Source organism: Melissospora conviva, from assembly GCF_049523535.1.
Taxonomy (GTDB): Bacteria; Actinomycetota; Actinomycetes; order Mycobacteriales; family Micromonosporaceae; genus Melissospora; species Melissospora conviva.
On the sequence record NZ_JBLLDT010000003.1, the window covers coordinates 150721 to 170273 of the forward strand.

Below are 19553 nucleotides of genomic sequence, written 5' to 3' on the forward strand. Positions count from 1 at the left end.
CAAGCTTCAGCCCTGACCGGCGTGACCGTTGGGTCGACGGTGCCTCAGGCGAGGGGGTTCGAATCTCGCATCTCCCTGCGAGGAGGGGCTGGCGTGGACAGCCGGGCGAGTTGATAGCCGCCGTCCCGGCGGGCCACTAGGCCGAACTCGGTGAGCATGGAGAGTTTGCGCAGGGTGGTGCGAATGTCCACACCGGCGCGGACGGCGAGCTCGTCCGGGCCGGTCAGGCCCCGGCGGGGAAAGGACTCCAGCACCAGCGTGGCCTCGTCGTCGAGGAGGTCGCGGGGCTGCTGCGGGGCGCGGGCTGCGGGGGCGAGGTCGAGACCGATCCGCCCCACCTCCTCGATCACGTGGGCGGACCCGGTCACCAGCCGTGCCTCCGGGTGTTCGCGGAGCAGTTCGTGGGCGCCCACCGACATGGCGGAGGTGACCGGGCCGGGCACCACCATCGCCGGGCGGCCGATGCCGAGCGCCCGGCGCAGCGTCTGGGTCGCGCCGCTGCGGGCCGCCGCCTCCACCAAAACGGTGCCGCGGGTGACGGCGGCGATGACCCGGTTGCGGATCAGGAAGCGGGGCCGCAGCGGCTCGGACTCCGGTGGCCATTCGCTGATCAGCAGGCCGGTGTCGGCGATCCGGTCGAAGAGCGCGGTGTTGCCGACCGGGTAGGGGCGGTCCACCCCGCAGGCGAGGACCGCCACGGTCGGCCCACCGGCGCTCAGCGCGCCCCGGTGGGCGGCGGAGTCGATGCCGAACGCGCCGCCGGAGACCACCGTCCAGTCCCGTTCAACCAGGTCATAGCCGAGGCCACCGGCGACGTGGACGCCGTACGGGCTGGCGGCGCGGGCGCCGACCACCGCGACGGACCGCTCCAACGTCTCGTGCAGCGGCAGGCCGCCCCGCACCCAGATGCAGAGCGGTGGCGCGGTCTCCTGGTCGACGCGGCGGTCGCTGCTCCCGCTCAGGGTGAGCCGGTCCAGCTCCTCGACCTGCGCAGGCCACTCCTCGTCGCCGGGGACGACGATCCGGGCACCGAGGCGCCGGGTCCGCTCCATCGCTTCGCAGGCTGCCCGCCGCGGGTCACCGGCGGCGAGCCGGGTCGCCACCGTCTTGCGCAGCCGCCGCTCTGGGGCGTCACCGGCGAGGAGCAGGTCAAGGGTGTCGACCGCACCGTACTGGCGGACCAGGTCGTGCACGGAGCGGGTGCCGGGCTCGGTGAGCCGGATCAGCGCGACCCGGGCCAGGATGTCGTCGTCGTGGCTGCTCATGTCGCGTCTCCTGTCCGCAGTTGCAATGCCTCGGCGACGTCCTCGGCAGTTGGGCGGTCACGTCCGTCCAGGTCCGCCACCGACCAGGCGATCCGCAGCAGCCGGTCGAAGCCGCGGGCGGAGATCGTTCCGTCGTCCAGCTGTCGGCGCAGTGCCGCCGTGTCCGGCGCGGGCAACCGCCAGGGCGGTCGGCGCAGCACCGTCCCCGGCACTTCGGCGTTGACCTTCCAGCCCTGTGCCGACCAGCGCGCCGCCGCCGCGGCCCGTGCCGCCCGAACCCGGGCGGCCACCGTCTCGGAGGACTCGACCAGTCCGGCGGTCTCCATCAGCTCCACCGCCCGCACCGGCAGCAGCTCCACCCGCACGTCGATGCGGTCCAGCAGCGGCCCGGAGAGCCGGCCCAGGTAGCGGCGGCGGGCCAGCGGCGTGCACTCGCAGTGCGCGTCACCGGAGGGTTTGGCGCAGGGGCACGGATTGGCGGCGAGGACCAGCTGCACCCGCGCGGGGTATTCGGTGCTGCCGTGGCTGCGGGTCAGCCGGATCCGGCCCTGTTCCAGCGGCTGGCGCAGCGATTCCAGGGACGCCTTGCTGAACTCCGGGCTCTCGTCGAGGAAGAGGATGCCGCGGTGGGCGAGCGAGAGGGCCCCCGGGCGGGCCAGCCCGCTGCCGCCGCCGACCAGGGAGGCGACGCTTGCGGTGTGGTGCGGGGCCTGGAAGGGCGGCCGGCGGATGAGCTGCCCGCCCGGCGGCAGCAGCCCGGCGATGGAGTGCAGGGCGCTCACCTCCAGCGCCGCGTCGTCGTCGAGCTCCGGCAGGATCGACGGCAGCCGCTCGGCGAGCATCGTCTTGCCGGCCCCGGGCGGCCCGAGCAGCGCCAGGTGGTGGGCGCCGGCGGCGGTGACCTCCAGGGCCCGGCGGGCGAGCAGCTGCCCGGTGACGTCGGCCAGGTCCGGACCGGGCGCCGCCACCAGCGGCGGCCCGGGTTCGGGGTCGAGCAGCGGGGTGCCCTCACGGACGTAGGCGATCAGCCGGTGCAGAGTGTCCACCGCACGCACCCGCACGCCGGGGATCACGGCCGCTTCGGCGGCGTTGCCGGCCGGCACCACGACCCGGTCGATGCCGGCGCGGGCCGCCGCGGCGACCATCGGCAGCACGCCGCGGATCGGGCGGACGCTGCCGTCGAGCCCCAGCTCGCCGATGATGAGCACACCGTCGAGGGCGGCCAGGGGCAGCTCACCGGCGCCGGCGAGGACGGCGGTGGCGATCGCCAGGTCGAAGGCGGAGCCGTACTTGGGCAGCGTCGCCGGGAGCAGGTTGACGGTGATGCGGCGGTTGGGCCAGCTGCGGCCGGAGTTGACGACTGCGGCGCGTACCCGGTCGCGGGCCTCGTGCAGGGCGGTGTCGGGCAGGCCGGAGAGGACCATCGCGGGCAGTCCCGGCGCGAGGTCGGCCTCCACCTCGACCAGATGGCCGGCGACCCCGACCAGCCCCACGGAGAGGACCTTGGCGTAGCTCATCGCGTCCCCGTCCTCAGAAGGCGCCCTTGAGGTGCTCGACGCGGGCGGCGCCGGACCTCGGGGCGTGCACGGAGATGACGTCGAAGCGCAGCTCGTCGGCGTGGGTGCCGGTGCTCTGTATCCATTCGACCGCCAACCGGCGCAGCCGGGCCGCTTTGGTCGCCACCACCGCCTCGGCTGGCGTGCCGAAGCGGTCCGAGCGCCGGGTCTTGACCTCGCAGAAGGCGAGCACTTCGCCGTCCCAGGCGACGATGTCCAGCTCACCCTGGCGGCTGCGCCAGTTGCGGTCGACCACCCGCATCCCGTGCTCGACCAGATGGCGTACCGCACATCGCTCGCCGTACGCGCCGAGCGCCTGTCTCACCGTCGTCATGCCGCCGACGATGGCCGGTGACGGCGTTGGCACTGTCCGGTGCCGTCACGGGCTGTGGACAAAAAATCGCGCTGTGCACAAACAGATGATCAAGGGCTGTCTGTGCTACAGGCTCCGGCACCGCGGATGGCGCGGCGGCACATGCGTCACATACCGTGCACTCGTGGACGGACAACGGAGCTTTCCTGACGATCAAGATTCTCGCTGGTACGCGGCGGAGGAGCGCGGCTACCCGGAGTCGTCCTGGCGCGGGCCGGACGACGACCGCTACCGCGACGACGAGACAGGTCTGCCCGAGCAGCGAGCCGAGACCTCCGGTGGACGGCGCTACGCCGACCCGGCCGACCCGGCCGAGAGCCGGTACACCGAACCCGCCGAGAGCCGCTACACCGACCCCGCCGAGGGCCGGTACGCCGAACTGAGCGACGCGCCGCGCACTCGCCGCGGTGAGGCCGGCTACGCCACCGGCGACGCGCTCAGCGCGGAGTCGTACGACGCGGAGCCCTACGGCGGCCGGTCGCGCCGCGCGGACCGGGCGCTGGAGCGGGGCGAGCTGGCGAGCCTGCAGCGTGACGCCCTGCGCGAGCAGTACGCCGGCAGTGGCCGGCCCCGGCGCGCCGCCGAGGAGGAGTCCCCGGCGTACGTCCCGGCCGCTCCGGCTTCCGGCGCGGGCGCCGCCGCGGGCACCGTCGCCGACTACCCGCCCGCCGCGGAGCAGGCTTCCGCCCTGCCGGTCGGCTACCCGCCGGTGGACCCGGCCCGCGCGATGCGCAGCGAGACGCCGGCCTCGCCGGGCCCGCTGCCGGGCGTGCCGGCCTCGCCGGTGTCGGCGCAGCCCGATGCCGCGCCGATGCCGCCGCAGCCGCCGCTCGACGCGATGGGCGCCATGGGCGGGCCGACGGGCATCATCCCCGCGATCGGCCCGGCCGCCGGGTCGCCCTCGATGGGCCCCGGCGACGGCGTCTACGGCGCCGGCGGTGGACCGGCCGGTGACGGCGTCTACCGCACGCGCCGCCCGACCATCGCGATCCTCTACGCCGTACTGGTGATCGTCTTCGAGATCCCGGCGGTGCGGCTGCTGGTGCACGGCATGACCGGGGACCCGGTTTCGGCGGGCGACATCCTCTCCGGGGTCTTCCTGGTCACGGGTCTGCCGATCTTCGCGGCCGGGCTCTACGGGCTGGGCACCGGCGCGGTCTCGCTGACCGAGCCGGGCAAGGTCTGGCTGCGGCCGCCGACGGCGTACCTGACGGTGGCGCTGGCGCTCTTCATCGCCGCGGCCCTCGCCGCCTGACCGGTCGCACCTCCTGGTCGATAGCGCCTGCGGACCGATCCCGCCGGATGCCCCGCCCGTCCCGTATTGCACGATCGGGCGGGGCCTGCTCCACCCGCCTGGGTGGCGGCGGTGGTGGCGCGTACACTGGGCGACTGGCGACCGCCTCGTGCGGTCGACCTCGCGTGCCCTCTTCACGGTGATCACAGATCACCGCGCAGCGGCGGCCTCCCTGGTCCCGATTCGTGTCGGGTCCGCAACGGCCGACGACCGGGCACCAGGACGCCCGGCCGCCGGCCGGGCTGCAAACCAGGGATCTTGAAGGAGTACCCATGGCCGTCGTGACCATGCGTCAGCTGCTGGAAAGCGGTGTCCACTTCGGGCACCAGACCCGGCGCTGGAACCCGAAGATGAAGCGCTTCATCTTCACCGAGCGCAACGGCATCTACATCATCGACCTGCGCCAGACCCTCGACTACATCGAGAAGGCGTACGCGTTCGTCCGCGGCACCGTCGCCGAGGGGGGCTCGATCCTCTTCGTCGGCACCAAGAAGCAGGCTCAGGAGGCCATCGCCGAGCAGGCGACCCGGGTCGGCCAGCCGTACGTCAACCACCGCTGGCTCGGTGGCATGCTGACCAACTTCCAGACGGTGTACAAGCGGCTGCAGCGGATGAAGGAGCTGGAGGCCCTCGGTGACCTCTCCGGCACCGCGGCCGGCTACACCAAGAAGGAGACGCTGCAGCTCTCCCGCGAGAAGATCAAGCTGACCCGCACCCTGGGCGGCCTGCGGGACATGCAGAAGCTCCCCTCGGCGATCTGGGTGGTCGACACCAAGAAGGAGCACATCGCCGTCGACGAGGCCCGCAAGCTGGGCATCCCGGTGATCGCGGTGCTGGACACCAACTGCGACCCGGACGACGTCGACTTCCCGATCCCGGGTAACGACGACGCGATCCGCTCCGCCGAGCTGCTGACCCGCGTGGTGGCGACCGCCGTCGCCGACGGCCTGCTCGCCCGCTCGGGCCGCAGCCGTGGTGGCGAGAAGCCGGAGCCGGGTGTCGTCGGCGCCGACGAGCCGCTGCCCGAGTGGGAGCGTGAGCTGCTCGAGGAGCCGAAGAAGGCCGCCGAGCAGCCCGCCGCCGCCGAGCAGCCGGTTGCCGAGCAGCCCGCCGCCGAGCAGCCCGCCGCCGTGGCCGCCGAGCAGTCGGCTCCCGCCGCCGCTGAATGATCCACACCGCCGCGTTCCGCCGGCCGCGACAGCGGCCGGCGGGGCCCGGTGGAGACGAGAATTGAGCCGGCCCGGCCGATCCTCGCGCTGACCATTCCCATCGCAGTCTCAACCATCGAAGAGAGAGCCATGTCCCAATTCACCGCCGCGGACGTCAAGAAGCTCCGCGACCTCACCGGCGCCGGCATGATGGACTGCAAGAAGGCGCTCACCGAAGCCGAGGGTGACTTCGACAAGGCCGTCGAGATCCTGCGCGTCAAGGGCGCCAAGGATGTCGGCAAGCGCGCCGGTCGCACCACCGCCAACGGCCTGGTCGCGCACGCCGGCAACGCGCTGCTCGAGATCAACTGCGAGACCGACTTCGTGGCCAAGAACGCGGACTTCATCGCGCTCGCCCAGCAGCTCGCCGAGCACGGCGCCGCCAGCGGGGCCACCAACGCCGAGGAGCTGCTCGCCTCCACGCTCGCCGACGGCCGTACGGTCGCCGACACCGTGCAGGAGGCGTCCGCCAAGATCGGTGAGAAGCTGGTGGTGAACCGCTTCGGCAAGCTCGACGGCCAGCTCGCCGTCTACATGCACCGCAAGAGCCCGGACCTGCCCCCGGCGGTCGGCGTGCTCGTGCAGTACACCGGCGACAACGACGAGGTCGCTCGCGCGACCGGCATGCAGATCGCCGCGATGCGTCCGAAGTTCCTCGTCCGCGACGAGGTCCCGGCCGAGACCGTCGAGTCCGAGCGTCGCGTCGCCGAGCAGACCGCCCGCGAGGAGAACAAGCCCGAGGCGGCCATGCCGAAGATCATCGAGGGCCGGGTGAACTCCTTCTTCAAGGACTACGTCCTGCTGGAGCAGGCCTCGGTCTCGGACAACAAGAAGTCCGTCAAGCAGGTCCTCTCCGAGGCCGGCATCGACGTGACCGCCTTCCTGCGGTTCGAGGTCGGCCAGGCCTGACCCGTAGCGCGCCCGGGCCGTACGCGGCCCGCGGTGCGCATGGAGAACACGAACGAGGAGGCCGCCGGTGTATGCGACAGGCACCGCGGCCTCCTCGTCCCATAAGGTCGGCAGCGGCAGGCCGGACGCGGGTGCGCCCGGGCCGGGTCGCGACGAAAGAGGTGTGCGGATGACGCAGGTAGTGAGCGACCGGAGCCTGGCGGAGGACGACCCGACCGCCCCGCCTCCCGGCCGCGCCCGGCGAGTGGTGCTCAAACTCTCGGGCGAGGTCTTCGGCGGCGGTTCCATCGGGGTCGACCCGGACGTGGTGCAGGCGATCGCCCGCCAGATCGCGACCGTCTCCCGGCGCGGCGTGCAGGTCTCCGTCGTCGTCGGTGGCGGCAACTTCTTCCGCGGCGCCGAACTGCAGAAGCGCGGCATGGACCGTGCCCGCGCCGACTACATGGGCATGCTCGGCACCGTGATGAACTGCCTCGCGCTGCAGGACTTCCTGGAGAAGGAGGGCATCGAGACGCGCGTGCAGAGCGCGATCACGATGGCCCAGGTCGCCGAGCCGTACATCCCCCTGCGGGCGATCCGGCACCTCGAGAAGGGCCGCGTCGTGATCTTCGGCGCCGGCGCCGGCATGCCGTACTTCTCCACCGACACCGTCGCCGCGCAGCGGGCGCTGGAGATCCGCGCAGACGTGGTGCTGATGAGCAAGAACGGCGTCGACGGCGTCTACACCGCGGATCCGCGGACCGACGCCACCGCCAAGAAGATCGAATCGATCACGTTCGCAGAGGCCCTGCGGCGGGAACTGCGGGTAGCGGACGCGGCCGCTTTCAGCCTCTGCATGGAGAATGGGCTTCCGATGCTGGTTTTCGGCGCCCAGGGCGAGGACACCATCATCCGGGCTGTGGGTGGCGACCGCATCGGCACCCTGATCACGGCTTGATCGCCGCGGTATTCCACAACAAAGCGAAGAAGGAGGCGAGGGTACCGGTGATCGACGACACCCTGCTCGAGGCCGAAGACAAGATGGAGCGGGCGATCGAGCACGCCAAGGAGGAGTTCGGGGCGATCCGCACCGGGCGCGCCAACGCCGGCATGTTCGCCAAGATCGTCATTGACTACTACGGCACGCCGACCCCGCTGCCGCAGATGGCGTCGATCGGGATCCCCGAGCCGCGCATGGTCATCATCAAGCCGTACGACAACTCGCAGATCGCGGCGATGGAGAAGGCGATCCGGGACTCGGACCTCGGGGCGAACCCGAACAACGAGGGCAACCAGCTGCGCCTGCTGCTTCCGCAGATGACCGAGGAGCGGCGCCGGGACATGATCAAGGTCGCTCGGCACAAGGGTGAGGAGGCCAAGGTGGCCATCCGCAACATCCGCCGCCGCGGCAAGGAGGAGCTCGACCGCATCGTCAAGGACGGCGAGGCCGGCGAGGACGAGGGCCGTCGTGCCGAGAAGGAACTCGACGACCTCACCCAGAAGTTCGTCTCCGCCATCGACGATCTGGTCAAGCGCAAGGAGACCGAGCTCCTCGAGGTTTGAGGCGCTGCCCGACGTCCGGCTTGCGAGGGCTCCGGACGCGGCGGCGCGTACCGGGGCTCTCGTCGTAGTCGGTGGAAGCCGGCATCCATTCGGTCACGGGTAGGGGTTGGTCTTGATCTTGCGTGTTCCCGTGCGGTCCGTAGTGCGCACGATCGAGGGCTGATGTCCCGCTTCGACTACGACAGCGCTGATTACGGCAACCGGCAGTCGTCGGACGCGCCGGCCGACCCGTACTGGCCGGACCCGGCGCAGGTCACGCCGCCCGCCCCGGCGGCGCCCGGTGGCGTGCCGTCGGCGCCGCCGCGCGCCGGTGGCAGCCACGGCGCCACCTCCGCCGCACGGCACCCCGGCGGCCCGTACACCGACGACCGCTACGCCGACGACGACCGGCACGCTGCCGCCCCGTACGCCGACACCGACCGCTACGCCGACGACGACCGGCATGCCGCCGCCCCGTACCCGGAGACCGGCCGGTACGCCGGCACCACCCCCTACGCCGACAACGACCGGTACGCCGACACCGGCCGGTACGCCGACACCGCTGCATACGCCGACGACGACCCGTACGCCGACAACGTGACCGGCGACGCCGCGGTTGTCGACGACGACCGGTACGGCAGCACGAGCCACTCCGGCGAAACCGAGGCGACCGACAGCGGCACCCGAAGCGGCGCCGCCGTCGAGACCGACGCGCTGGGCGGTGCCACGACCGGGACGACGCAGGCCGGCAAGCGGCGCCGCGGTCGCCGCCGCGCCGGCCCCGGGCGTCCGCCGACCGTGCCCAGCCGGGCCGGGCGCAATCTGCCGGCCGCCATCGGCGTCGGCGTCGCACTGGTCGCCGCGGCGCTGGTGCCCCTCTTCGTCTTCACCCCCGGTTTCGTGGCCGTGGTCGCCGTCGCGGTCGGCGTCGGCTGCTGGGAACTGCAGCGGGCGATCCGCACCAGCGGCGCGAAGGCCCCGCTGGTGCCGCTGCTCGCCGGCACGGTGCTGATGACGGGACTGGCCTGGCGCGCCGGGCCGGACGCCCTCAGCCTCGGCCTGCTGGTCACCGTGCTGGGAGTGATGATCTGGCGGCTCGGCGACGGGCCCGCCGGCTACCAGCGCGACGTCACCGCAGCCACCCTGATCGCCACGTACGTGCCTTTCCTGGGCGGCTTCGCCGTCCTGCTGGCGGTTCCCCCGGACGGTGCCTGGCGGGTGCTGGTCACCCTCGCGGCCGTGGTCCTCTCCGACACCGGCGGGTACGCCGCCGGGGTGAAGTTCGGCAAGCATCCGATGGCCCCGACGGTGAGCCCGAAGAAGTCCTGGGAAGGGATGGGCGGTTCGGTCGCTGCCAGCGCGCTCGGCAGCGCCCTGCTGCTCTGGCTCTGCCTGGACGTCGCACCCTGGTGGGGTGCCCTCTTCGGGGTGGCGATCGCCGCGGTCTCCGTCCTCGGCGATCTCGCCGAGTCGCTGATCAAGCGGGACCTCGGGGTCAAGGACATGAGCAATCTGCTCCCGGGGCACGGGGGTGTGATGGACCGGCTCGACTCGATCCTCTTCGCCGCGCCGACGGCGTACCTGCTGTTGCTCCTGCTGGCGCCGGTGGGCTGAGCGTGGCTTCGGCGGACCTGCGGTGCGGCTTCGGCAGCCCGCCCGTGTGGCCCCGGTCCGGCGGGCACTTGCGGACCGGACGCCTCACTTCGGCACGTGGGACACTGGACGAGTTATGACGAGTCTTCCCGTGATCCCCATCGGTCCCGATTCCCCCGCGTCGCGCCGGGCCAAGATGCCGCCGCGTCACCTCGCCGACCTCGACCTGGCCGGCCGCCAGGAGCTGGTCACCAGCCTGGGGGAGCCGGCGTTCCGGGCGCGCCAGCTGTCGAACCACTACTTCGGCCGGCTGGTCCGCGATCCTGCCCAGATGACCGACCTGCCGGCCGCAGCCCGGGAACGGCTCGCCGGCGAGCTGATGCCGACGTTGCTGACGCCGGTACGGGAACTCGCCTGCGACGACGGCGCGACCCGCAAGGCGCTCTGGCGGCTGCACGACGGGGCGCTGGTGGAGAGCGTGCTGATGGGCTACCCGGACCGGGTGACCGTCTGCATCTCCAGCCAGGCCGGCTGCGGAATGGCCTGCCCCTTCTGCGCGACCGGACAGGCCGGGCTGACCCGTAACCTCTCCACCGCGGAGATCGTCGATCAGGCGGTCTACCTGGCCGGAGTCGCCGCCTCCGGGGTGGTCGCGGGCTCCCCGCCGCGGCTGTCACGCGTGGTCTTCATGGGCATGGGGGAGCCACTCGCCAACTACGCGCGGGTGATCGCCGCCGTGCGCCGGCTCTGCGCGCCGGCTCCCGAGGGGCTGGGGCTGTCGCAGCGGCACATCACCGTCTCGACGGTGGGTCTGGTGCCGGCGATCCGGCGTCTGGCCGAGGAGGATCTCTCCGTGACCCTTGCGCTGTCCCTGCACGCGCCCGATGATGACCTGCGCGACGAACTGGTGCCGGTGAACCAGCGGTGGAAGGTCGCCGAGGTGCTTGATGCGTCGTGGAACTATGCCGCTCGGACGGGACGCCGTGTCTCGATCGAGTACGCAATGATCAGGGATGTGAACGACCAGCCATGGCGTGCGGATCTGCTCGGCCGGCTCCTCGCCGGACGACTGGCCCACGTGAACCTCATCCCGCTCAATCCCACGCCGGGCAGCAAGTGGGATGCCAGCCCCAAGCCGGTCGAGCGGGAGTTCGTACGACGGTTGAGGGCGGCTGGGGTGTCGACGACCGTGCGGGACACGCGCGGGCGGGAGATCGACGGGGCTTGTGGACAGCTGGCCGCCGCAGAGGACGACAAGGGCGGAGTGCCGGCGTGACCGGGCGTAGCGAGCGAAACCAGGAGACATAGTGGCGAGTCAGGGTCAGCGTTTCCGGCGCAAGGCGCTCCGCCGGGGATACAAGGTCGAAGAGGTCGACGCCTTCCTGGACCGGGCCGAGGCGACGATCGCGGGTGAGCCGATCGGGGCGCCGGTGAAGTCGCAGGAGGTCCGCGACGTCGCCTTCCGCGTCCGGTACAACGGCTATGACGAGTTCCAGGTGGACCTGCACCTGGACCGGGTGGAGCAGCAGCTCGCCGACCTGGAGGAGCAGGGCGGGCAGCGCCCGGCCGCCGGCTCCCGCGGCGCGGCCGCCCGGGTGACCCCGGCCGAGCGTCCCGGCGCCGACTGGCCCGGCTCGCCGGACCGTTTCGCGCCGGGTCCGGATCGGCTCAGCCCGCCCGACCGGATGGGTCCCCCGGACCGGATGGGTCCCGGCCCGGACCGGATGGGTCCGCCGGACCGTTTCGCACCGGGGCCGGACCGGATGGGCCCGCCCGACCGGATGGGTCCGCCGGACCGTTTCGCTCCCGGCCCGGACCGGATGGGTCCGCCCGACCGCCTCGGCCCGCCGGACCGGATGGGTCCGCCGGCCCGCCTCGGCCCGCCGGACCGGTTCGGCGCCGGACCGGACCGGCTGGGCGACGAGCGGGGCCTGCCGCCGCGCCCGATGCCCGGACAGCCCGGTGGGGGTGACCGCTACGGCCGCTACGACGACCCGACCGGCGGTTTCCCCGCCGGCCCGGACGCCGGTCGTGGGTACGACCCCCGCTCGGCTGGTCCGCCGCCCGCCCGGATGCCCGGCCCGCCGCCCGCTCGTGTCCCCGGACCCCCCTCCGCCCGGGTTCCCGGCCCGCCGCCGGTGGAGTTCGGCCCGGAGGAGCGTTTCAACGGCTTCGAGACGGGCCGGCACGGCCGCGCGGACTCGACCACCGAGATGCGGATGCCGGACCGGGACCGTCGCGTTCCGGGCGGTCCGCCGGTGAGCGCTCCGCCGTCCGACCCGCGTCCGATGTCCGGCCCGCCCGGCGGCCCCCGGAACCGGGTCGAGCAGATCCGTCGCAGCTTCCAGGTGCGCCGCTTCGGCAGCGGCTACGACCCCGACCAGGTCGACCGGCTCTTCGTGGAGATCCTGGACGCGATGGCCGGCCGCGGCCCGCTGCCGGTCAACCCGGTCGAGCTGACCGAGCTGCGCTTCGGTCTGGTCCCCGGCGGCTATTTCGAGGCCGAGGTCGATGCCGCCCTCGAAGAGGTGCGGGACATCCTTCAGCGCCGCTGAGCGGGAAACGACGGACAGCACAGGGCCCGGCCCCCCCCCGAGGGGGACCGGGCCCTGTCGTGTCCGCTGCGGCGTGCCGAGGTTCAGGAACGCAGGCCGTTGCGGCGCAGGATGATGTCGCCCACCACGATCGCCAGTAGGGTGACGGCGATGCCGACCAGCCAGAGGTCTTCCACCCGGCCCTCGTGGTTGCCGCAGAGCATCGCCAGCATCGCCAGCGCGGTGACGACCGCGCCGATCTGACCCGCCTTGCGGTGCCCAGGCTTGTGCTGGTCTGGTGACGTAACCGGCTCGCTTCCCGCCACTGTCGGTCCTTCCCTCGGTTCGGATCTCTGGCTAGTCTGGCACGCCGTTCGCGGCACGTGACGCAGGGTCTGGCCGATCCGGTCCGTGACACCCCGCTGACCTCGTACGGCATGTCGGCCGCGCGCAAGTAGCGGCGTCGCGGCCGGGGCCGGGATGTGCCTCCGGTAGCGTTCCGGGGGAACAGCTTGATGCCTTTTTCAAGGGGGACTGCGCAGTGCGAGTGACCGGTACGGGGCATGCCAGCATGCGGATCGACACGGCCGCGGGCAGCATTCTCTGTGATCCCTGGGTCAATCCTGCCTACTTCGCTTCCTGGTTTCCGTTCCCGGACAACTCCCAGCTCGACTGGGAGTCCCTGGGCAAGGTGGACTACCTCTACGTCTCCCACCTGCACCGGGACCACTTCGACGCGGAGCACCTGAAGCGGTTCATCTCCAAGAAGGCAACGGTGCTGCTGCCGGAGTACCCGACCTCGGAGCTGGAGGACGAGCTGCGGGAGCTGGGCTTCAACAGCTTCATCCGGACGAAGAACGAGGAGATCGTCGAGCTCGACGGCGGCCTCAAGATCATGATCCAGGCGTTGACGAGCCCGACCGACGGCCCGATCGGCGACTCCTCGCTCTGGGTGGAGCACGACGGCATCCGGCTGCTCAACCAGAACGACGCCCGCCCGACCGACCTGACGGTCTTCGCCGAACTGGGGCACGTGCACGCGCACATGCTGCAGTTCTCCGGCGCCATCTGGTACCCGATGGTCTACGAGCTGCCGGGCGCGGCGAAGACCGCCTTCGGCAAGCAGAAGCGTGAGCGGCAGTTCGACCGCACCTGGCGCTACATCGACGACCTGAAGGCCTCCAACGTCTTCCCGATCGCCGGCCCGCCCTGTTTCCTCGACGACGAGCTGTGGCAGTTCAACGACATCCACGGCGACGAGGGCAACATCTTCCCCGACCAGTCGGTCTTCCTGGCCGAGTACGCCAAGGTCGGCGGGACCAACGGCGTGGTGCTGCTGCCCGGCAGCGTCTCGGAGATCACCGCCGACGACTGCGTGACCACGCACCCGATTCCGGTGGAGGAGTTCTTCGCCAACAAGGTCGCCCACCTGGAGGAGATGCGGGAGCGCAAGCGCCCCATCATCGAGGCGGAGAAGGCGTCCTGGCGGCACCCGGAGATCGACGTGCTCGCCGAGATGAAGCGCCGCATCGAGCCGCTGCTGGACGAGTCGGTCTACCTCGCCAAGGGCGTCGGCGGACCGGTCCGCTTCGACCTGGTCGGCTACGACGGCGAGTCGGTCGAGTCCATCGTGGTGGACTTCCCCGGCAAGCAGGTGCGCCCGTACGCCGACGAGAAGGTCCGCTACCGGTTCCGCACCGAGCGGGCGCTGATCGAGCACCTGCTGCACATCGACGAGGTGGACTGGGTCAACTCCCTCTTCCTCTCCTGCCGCTTCTCCGCGGCCCGCATCGGCCAGTACAACGAGTTCGTCTACGCCTTCTTCAAGTGCCTCTCGCGCGAGCGCATGCAGTACGCCGAGGGCTGGTACGACGAGCACGAGCGCAGCACCGACGCCGAGGACATCACCATCGGCGACTGGACGGTGCAGCGCCGCTGCCCGCACCTGAAGGCGGACCTGTCGCGCTTCGGCATCGTCGACGGCGACCAGCTCACCTGCCAGCTGCACGGCTGGAAGTTCGACCTGCCCAGCGGCCGTTGCCTGACCAGCGTCGGCCACAAGGTCCGCGCCCGCCGTGCCGACGAGCCCGCTCCCGAGCCGGTGCCCGCCGCCGAGTGACGCCCTGAGCGTCCCACCGCGCCTGGTACGCGTACGGCCCTGGTTTCCCTCACCGGAACCGGGGCTGTACGCCGTTCTGGCCGCCTGCGCCACGGCCTGCGCCACGGGCGGCCTCGCACGGTTGCGGCTTCGGTAGGTGTCGTGCTCTCGCGGTTGCGCGCTCGCCGGATCGGCGCGTCAGTGCGCCGTACGCCAGGGGAGCAGGCTGCCGCGGCGGCGCTGCCAGCGGCTCAGCGCCAGGGTGGCCGAGTAGCCGGCGAGCACGATGACGTGGAAGAGGAAGAGCCAGAGCAGCACCGCGACCACGCCGCCGATGGCGTCGAAGCCACCGAAGGGGATACCGAGGTCCAACGGCAGGGCGCAGAAGAGCACGAAGCCGTGCAGGAACCCGGAGAGGTTGGCGGCGGTGAAGGAACCGGCCAGGACAGTCGCCCGCCAGCCGGGCCGCGCCGGGCCGACGATCCGGAACACCCACACCAGTACGGGGCTGAGCACCAGCCAGAGGCCGAGGAACGACAGCACGACGGCGGCGAGACCGCTCCAACCGCCGGTGTCGAAGAGCCCGGTGGTCAGCGGCAGCATCATCAGCACCGCCATCAGCAGCCCGGGCGCGGAGGCGAGCACCGGCAGCAGCAGGATGCGGCCGCGCCAGCCGATGAGCTGCTCGTCCGGGCCGGGCGGGTGGGAGACCGAGACAAAGGCGCGGCGCAACCCTTCGCCGTAGAGGGAGGCGGGCAGCAGGGAGGCGAGCGCGAGCAGCGGAGTGAGTCCGAGCCCGCCCTCCAGGAGCGCCGCCAGGACTCGATCGGCGCCGATCGCGTCGGGCATGCTCGCCACCGCCGGGCCCGTGAGCCGGCGGATCCGGTCGGGGCCGGCGATCAGCCCCGTCAGCCAGATCGTGAGCAGCGCGATCGGCGCCACCGCGACCGCGCCGTAGAAGGTGATCGCGGCGGCGTGCAGCGACAGGTCACGGCCGCGCACCGGCCGGAAGGCGGCCTGCACCACCCGGCGGATCCTGCGCAGCCCCGAGGTCACCGTCTACCCATTCCCCCTGGGACGCGCCGTCACTCATTAGGCTGCCCGGTCATGACGATCTTCGAGACCGAGCGCCTGGTGGTGCGGGAATGGACCGAGTCCCCGGGTGACCTGGAGCGGGCGTACGACATCTACCGCCGCCCGGAGACGAACCGCTGGCTGAAGTCGCCGACGCTGCCGCTGACCGCGCCGGAGGAGGCGGCCGTGATGCTGCGCCGCTGGCACGACCGGTTCGCGGCGTACGGCGACCGGTACGGGCTCTGGGCGATCGAGGTACGGGAGTCGGGCCTGGTGGTCGGCACCGTCATGATCAAGCCGTTGCCGGGACCGGACGAGTCGGTGCTTACCGACGACATCGAGGTCGGCTGGCACCTGCACCCCGACGCCCAGGGCAAGGGGTACGCCACGGAAGCCGCCGGTGCGGCGATGCGCCGGGAGTTCGCAGCCGGCACCGCGGCGATCTTCGCGGTGGTGGCCCCGGGCAACACCGCGTCGATGGCGGTGGCCCGCCGGCTCGGCATGACCCCTGTCGGCCTGCACCGCGACTGGTACGGCGGCACGGAGTTGGAGACGTTTGTCGCCACCGCCCGCGACTTCTCCTAGGTGCCGGACACGGCGGCGGGCCCGGACAAGGGTGTCCGGGCCCGCCGAGGGATGGAACCGAGCGCGATGTCAGCCGAAGGTCTTGACGCTGCTCCAGTCGGTCGAGATGACCGTTCGCATCGACGACCCCAACGCGGTCTGCGAGGGGTAGTGAACGCGTATGTTGCCGTTCGTCGCAGAGCGGGAGTAGATGTCGGGGATCCCGTCGCGGTTGACGTCCGGCATGCCGAGGACGGCGTTTACCGCCGCCTCGGTGAATCCGCTGCCGTAAAGCGCATCGACGCCGTCCCGAGAGTCGACTGCGACCTTCAGCGAATCGAGGTTGACGCTGCCGGCGACGGGACCCGGCTTGCCGTGGCGGATGTAGAGATTGCCGTTGTCGAGATGGCGCCACAGAAGGTCAGGTGTGCCGTCAAGGTCCATGTCCGCGAGGTGGACGATCTCGCGGCGACCCCACGCGTTGTGGTTCATCTGCGTCGCCTGCTGGAAGCTGGCCCCGGTGTAGCCGCTGAGAACCCAGTACGAGATGCCGGCCCGTAGAACGAGATCTGGATGCCCGTCGCCCGTGATATCGCCAATTGCCTTGATCTGGGTCCAGGTCGATGGCGCAGGAGCATCGACCGGCAGGCGGACCTCAAGTCTCTGGTCTGTGTCGAAGCTGCCGTAGCCGTCGCCAGGGTACAGCCAGAATCTGCCATCCGGGGTACGAACGAAGAGGTCGGTGAGCCCGTCGCCAGGGTACGCGTCGCCGTACTTGGTGATGAGCGCGGTGCTTCCGGTGGTCGTGTTGTGCCAGTGCTTTGGATTCAACTGACTGCTGTTGTAAGAGGCAGTAATGGACGTGTAAATTTCGCCGTTCTCGTCACCCGCGAAGTTGCGCAGGTTCCCTGAGGCGTTGACGAGTAGCAAGTCCGGCCACTCATCGCCGTTGACGTCACCCGGCTTGTCCGCGGTGCTTCCGGGCGGCACATAGAAGGTGTAGTCGGTGCGCAGACTCCGGTTTCCGGCCGCGTCATAGGCATAGACATTGAGCGTGTTGGGTCCGGCGTGCCGCGGCCTCAGTGCACTGACTGTCGCTGTGCCTGAAGTTGCGGGAACGTCCACCGGGTGGAGGCCGTTCATGGAGTAGGTGAACCGGGTCGCTTCCTCGGCTTCGAAAGTGACAGGGCCAGTCTGGCCGTATTTGACAGTTGACCAGGTCGCGCCATCGTCAGTGGCCTCCAGGAAAACAGTGCTGGAGACGGTCGGTGCCGGCGGCGCTGAGGCATCAATGGTGATGCGGCAGGGCTCGGATCCTGGGGGGAACCAGGTGGACAGAGCGCCCGAGGTGTCCTCGGCGCGCACGGCCCAGTTGTAGGACGCCTTGTCTGTCAGCCTGCTACTCGCGATTGTCAGGGACGCCCTGCCGCTGCTGTCGGCCGTCACGATGGTGTCGCTCGGCTGGGCGTCGCCGACTTTCCAGAAGGCGAACCGGAGAGCCGTCAGGTTGCCGTCTGCGTCCGTGGCGTTGGCTGCCAGCACGATATTGGTCTTGGCCACCGTGACGGTTCCCGGGGAAGCCACGCATGCGCCACCGGGAGACGTCGTGCCTTTCGTCGGCTCGTTGGGCTTGGTGTTGTACTCCACCTCGAGCTCCGCAGAGGTGGCCGCGAATCGGCGCCAGCTGAGGTGATCGCCTTCGCTGGTGGCCTTCATGCCGAACGTGATGTTGCTGGCCGCCGTCGACGCCTCCGCCAGCTTCTTGGCCCCATTTATCACATTGAATGCCACCCACTCGTCCGCACAGGCGCTGCCGTAACCGTGGGCGAAGCTTTTCGCCTGCTGTAGTTCCGCACGGTTCGGTTGCTTGTTCCAGGTGGTTCCGGAGGAGATCGTGCCGTACCGGTAGAGCTCCATCTGCCGCGCCGTGCACGACCAGGAGTGGTTGTTCAGCACTCTGAAGGTGGCTTTGCTGACGACCGACTGGTGGATTTTCTTGCTGAACGGCATTCGCCAGAAGGAGCGGGTCAGCAGCCCGGTCTCCGTTTCGTAACCTACCCGGGCATCGGAGGTTCCGGAGTTGAAGTTGGTGCCGTTCCAGGTGTTGGTGTTGGGATGCTGCTTGTAAACGGTCGCCCACGCCAGCGTGGTCCCTCTGAGCGTGGGGTCGAGGAAAACCGGGAAGCGGACACCTTCGGCTGTCAACAGGCCGGTGGCGCCGGCGTTGAGGTGGAGACGGGCTTCACCCGTACCGTCGCCGTCGAGTCGGGTGGGAATCGGAGCATTGCGGGCACCAGGCTCGCTGCCGGCGAGCCCTGACAGCTTCAGTACGTCCTGCGGCGTGTCGACGGCTGTCCGAGGAGTGGCGCCGGGGTTGTCGGGATCGATCCCGGAGGAGTCCCAGGCGAAGGGGCTGGGAACAGAGCCGATCTCCTGCCCGGTCACGGGGTCGAGGATCTGGACGCCTGCGGTGACGGGATCGTGACGGAACACCGCGGTCTTTGACCGGAGTCCGTAGGCGACCGAACGCACCGCCTCGAGTGTCGCGCTCGCGCTGCTCTTCACGATCAACAGCTGTCCGAAGCCTCCCTCCTGACGCGCCACAAGGAGGAGATCTACTCCGGGGAGGACCTCGGGATAGAGAGCACGTGGTCCGTCCAGAACGGGGGTGGGAAGGGTGCCCGGCCACGTGTAGGTGACGGTGTGGCCATCAAGGTCCGCTTCTGCGAGGACAGTCTCGACGGACTCGTCCCGCGTCGCTGAGACAAGGCGAAAAGCGTGTGCTGAGCCCTTCTTCTGCCCTTCCGAGGATCCCTGCGCTGCGGGAGCCGCAAAACGGACCGGGTACGGCGGGTTGACCGGCTGGATGCCCAGGCCGCTGGGGTCCGGGGCCCCCTGGGTCAGCGTCGTGTCGATCTGGGCCCATTGACCCGAGTCGTCCTTCGCCCGCTGGGGAGTGGCGTGGATTGCCGTGCGCATCTTGCCGGTCGGAAGCGCCCAGGTCAGAGAGTTGGCGGTTGTCGCCGTCTCGACGAGGACCTCCTTGCCGGTGCGGATGGCTTCGGCCATGGCCGCGGCTTCGTCGCGGGGGACGTCGGCCGCCGGAGCCGCCTGGACCGCCGGCTGGTCCTTGTCCACTCTCGAGTGCCACCACCAGGGCGCCAGGGTCGCCACGAGAGCGACCACCAAGAGACCGAGGGTGCCGGCCAGTCTGGCGCGCGTGCGCACGAACGGGCTGATCAAGCGAGGCACAGTCACGGCTGATGACTCCCGTGGAGGTGGGGGACCTGGACGATGCAGCCGAAGGCCCGGGCAGCGCCACGGGACAGAAGGCGGGCACACGATCGCACAGCGTGGCGGCATGTTGTCCAGACCGTCAAAGTTATCGATTCGTTACTTTCGCCATAGCCCGCCGTGATGTATCTGTCCGAATTGGACGCGTCGCCCAGATATTGGTGATCACCTTTGGATCTCTAGGCGTTGATCTTGACCTATAGGGATACTTCGTCCGGCTTAGGCAGAGCGATCCCACTTTGAATGTGTTGCAGATCACTTTGGGGACCG

The 19553-nt window shown here is 70.7% G+C and carries 16 protein-coding genes; 10 read left to right on the forward strand and 6 right to left on the reverse strand.

Going from position 1 to position 19553, the window contains the following annotated elements; genetic code table 11:
- Nucleotides 1-44: 44 nt before the first annotated feature.
- From ACK8GG_RS10155 to ACK8GG_RS10165, 3 genes are read right to left on the reverse strand one after another with little or no spacing between them, the layout of a single operon-like run.
- A complete protein-coding gene (locus ACK8GG_RS10155; RefSeq protein ID WP_440356159.1) occupies nucleotides 45-1265 on the reverse strand; it encodes a DNA-processing protein DprA in 1221 nt (406 codons plus the stop codon).
- Complete coding sequence (locus tag ACK8GG_RS10160; protein ID WP_440356160.1) at nucleotides 1262-2782, reverse strand: YifB family Mg chelatase-like AAA ATPase; 1521 nt, start codon at nucleotides 2780-2782, stop codon at nucleotides 1262-1264. Before ACK8GG_RS10160 ends, ACK8GG_RS10155 begins: the two co-directional genes overlap by 4 nt.
- Before the next feature lie 13 nt (nucleotides 2783-2795).
- On the reverse strand, nucleotides 2796-3155 hold the full coding sequence (locus ACK8GG_RS10165; protein ID WP_440349965.1) for a YraN family protein: 360 nt from the start codon (nucleotides 3153-3155) through the stop codon (nucleotides 2796-2798).
- Nucleotides 3156-3318: 163 nt separating this feature from the next.
- Here ACK8GG_RS10165 and ACK8GG_RS10170 point away from each other — a divergent pair, with 163 nt between their 5' ends.
- The 8 genes from ACK8GG_RS10170 to ACK8GG_RS10205 all read left to right on the forward strand — a co-directional run bounded on the left by ACK8GG_RS10170 (nucleotide 3319) and on the right by ACK8GG_RS10205 (nucleotide 12274).
- On the forward strand, nucleotides 3319-4449 hold the full coding sequence (locus ACK8GG_RS10170) for a hypothetical protein (RefSeq protein ID WP_440356161.1): 1131 nt from the start codon (nucleotides 3319-3321) through the stop codon (nucleotides 4447-4449).
- 311 nt (nucleotides 4450-4760) lie between these two features.
- The gene (rpsB, locus tag ACK8GG_RS10175; protein WP_440356162.1) at nucleotides 4761-5657 is read left to right on the forward strand and encodes a 30S ribosomal protein S2; all 897 of its coding nucleotides are present in this window, start codon (nucleotides 4761-4763) and stop codon (nucleotides 5655-5657) included.
- A gap of 129 nt (nucleotides 5658-5786) precedes the next feature.
- Nucleotides 5787-6605 (forward strand): translation elongation factor Ts, encoded by an 819-nt coding sequence (gene tsf / locus ACK8GG_RS10180; protein ID WP_440349968.1) that lies wholly within the window; start codon nucleotides 5787-5789, stop codon nucleotides 6603-6605.
- A gap of 169 nt (nucleotides 6606-6774) precedes the next feature.
- Nucleotides 6775-7542, forward strand: coding sequence for a UMP kinase (pyrH, locus tag ACK8GG_RS10185; protein WP_440356163.1), 768 nt, complete (start codon nucleotides 6775-6777; stop codon nucleotides 7540-7542).
- Nucleotides 7543-7589: 47 nt separating this feature from the next.
- Nucleotides 7590-8147, forward strand: a complete 558-nt coding sequence (gene frr / locus ACK8GG_RS10190; protein ID WP_440349970.1) for a ribosome recycling factor — start codon at nucleotides 7590-7592, stop codon at nucleotides 8145-8147.
- 162 nt (nucleotides 8148-8309) lie between these two features.
- Nucleotides 8310-9740, forward strand: a complete 1431-nt coding sequence (locus tag ACK8GG_RS10195; protein ID WP_440356164.1) for a phosphatidate cytidylyltransferase — start codon at nucleotides 8310-8312, stop codon at nucleotides 9738-9740.
- A 115-nt stretch (nucleotides 9741-9855) separates the two neighbouring features.
- Nucleotides 9856-10995: a dual-specificity RNA methyltransferase RlmN gene (gene rlmN / locus ACK8GG_RS10200; RefSeq protein ID WP_440349972.1), complete on the forward strand. Its 1140-nt coding sequence runs from the start codon at nucleotides 9856-9858 to the stop codon at nucleotides 10993-10995.
- 31 nt (nucleotides 10996-11026) lie between these two features.
- Entirely contained in the window at nucleotides 11027-12274 is a 1248-nt protein-coding gene (locus ACK8GG_RS10205) for a DivIVA domain-containing protein (protein WP_440356165.1), read from the forward strand.
- An 83-nt stretch (nucleotides 12275-12357) separates the two neighbouring features.
- Here ACK8GG_RS10205 and ACK8GG_RS10210 read toward each other — a convergent pair whose 3' ends face one another.
- The gene (locus tag ACK8GG_RS10210; RefSeq protein ID WP_440349974.1) at nucleotides 12358-12579 is read right to left on the reverse strand and encodes a DUF2631 domain-containing protein; all 222 of its coding nucleotides are present in this window, start codon (nucleotides 12577-12579) and stop codon (nucleotides 12358-12360) included.
- A 215-nt stretch (nucleotides 12580-12794) separates the two neighbouring features.
- On the opposite strand from ACK8GG_RS10210, the gene ACK8GG_RS10215 reads away from it, so the two are divergent.
- Entirely contained in the window at nucleotides 12795-14372 is a 1578-nt protein-coding gene (locus ACK8GG_RS10215) for a Rieske 2Fe-2S domain-containing protein (protein ID WP_440353459.1), read from the forward strand.
- Between the two features lie 177 nt (nucleotides 14373-14549).
- Here the strand turns inward: ACK8GG_RS10215 and ACK8GG_RS10220 are convergent, their stop codons facing one another.
- A complete protein-coding gene (locus tag ACK8GG_RS10220; protein ID WP_440349976.1) occupies nucleotides 14550-15407 on the reverse strand; it encodes a YhjD/YihY/BrkB family envelope integrity protein in 858 nt (285 codons plus the stop codon).
- A 51-nt stretch (nucleotides 15408-15458) separates the two neighbouring features.
- On the opposite strand from ACK8GG_RS10220, the gene ACK8GG_RS10225 reads away from it, so the two are divergent.
- Nucleotides 15459-16010, forward strand: coding sequence for a GNAT family N-acetyltransferase (locus ACK8GG_RS10225; RefSeq protein ID WP_440356166.1), 552 nt, complete (start codon nucleotides 15459-15461; stop codon nucleotides 16008-16010).
- A 69-nt stretch (nucleotides 16011-16079) separates the two neighbouring features.
- On the opposite strand, the gene ACK8GG_RS10230 is transcribed toward ACK8GG_RS10225, so the two are convergent.
- Entirely contained in the window at nucleotides 16080-19247 is a 3168-nt protein-coding gene (locus ACK8GG_RS10230) for an FG-GAP-like repeat-containing protein (protein WP_440356167.1), read from the reverse strand.
- Between the last annotated feature and the right edge of the window lie 306 nt (nucleotides 19248-19553).

Excerpts from the sequence above, each read along its gene's own strand:
- ACK8GG_RS10195 (WP_440356164.1), top strand. The coding sequence starts at position 8,310 with ATGTCCCGCTTCGACTACGACAGCGCTGATTACGGCAACCGGCAGTCG.
- ACK8GG_RS10165 (WP_440349965.1), bottom strand. The coding sequence starts at position 3,155 with ATGACGACGGTGAGACAGGCGCTCGGCGCGTACGGCGAGCGATGTGCG.
- ACK8GG_RS10225 (WP_440356166.1), top strand. The coding sequence starts at position 15,459 with ATGACGATCTTCGAGACCGAGCGCCTGGTGGTGCGGGAATGGACCGAG.
- tsf (WP_440349968.1), top strand. The coding sequence starts at position 5,787 with ATGTCCCAATTCACCGCCGCGGACGTCAAGAAGCTCCGCGACCTCACC.
- rpsB (WP_440356162.1), top strand. The coding sequence starts at position 4,761 with ATGGCCGTCGTGACCATGCGTCAGCTGCTGGAAAGCGGTGTCCACTTC.
- ACK8GG_RS10155 (WP_440356159.1), bottom strand. The coding sequence starts at position 1,265 with ATGAGCAGCCACGACGACGACATCCTGGCCCGGGTCGCGCTGATCCGG.
- rlmN (WP_440349972.1), top strand. The coding sequence starts at position 9,856 with ATGACGAGTCTTCCCGTGATCCCCATCGGTCCCGATTCCCCCGCGTCG.
- pyrH (WP_440356163.1), top strand. The coding sequence starts at position 6,775 with ATGACGCAGGTAGTGAGCGACCGGAGCCTGGCGGAGGACGACCCGACC.
- ACK8GG_RS10160 (WP_440356160.1), bottom strand. The coding sequence starts at position 2,782 with ATGAGCTACGCCAAGGTCCTCTCCGTGGGGCTGGTCGGGGTCGCCGGC.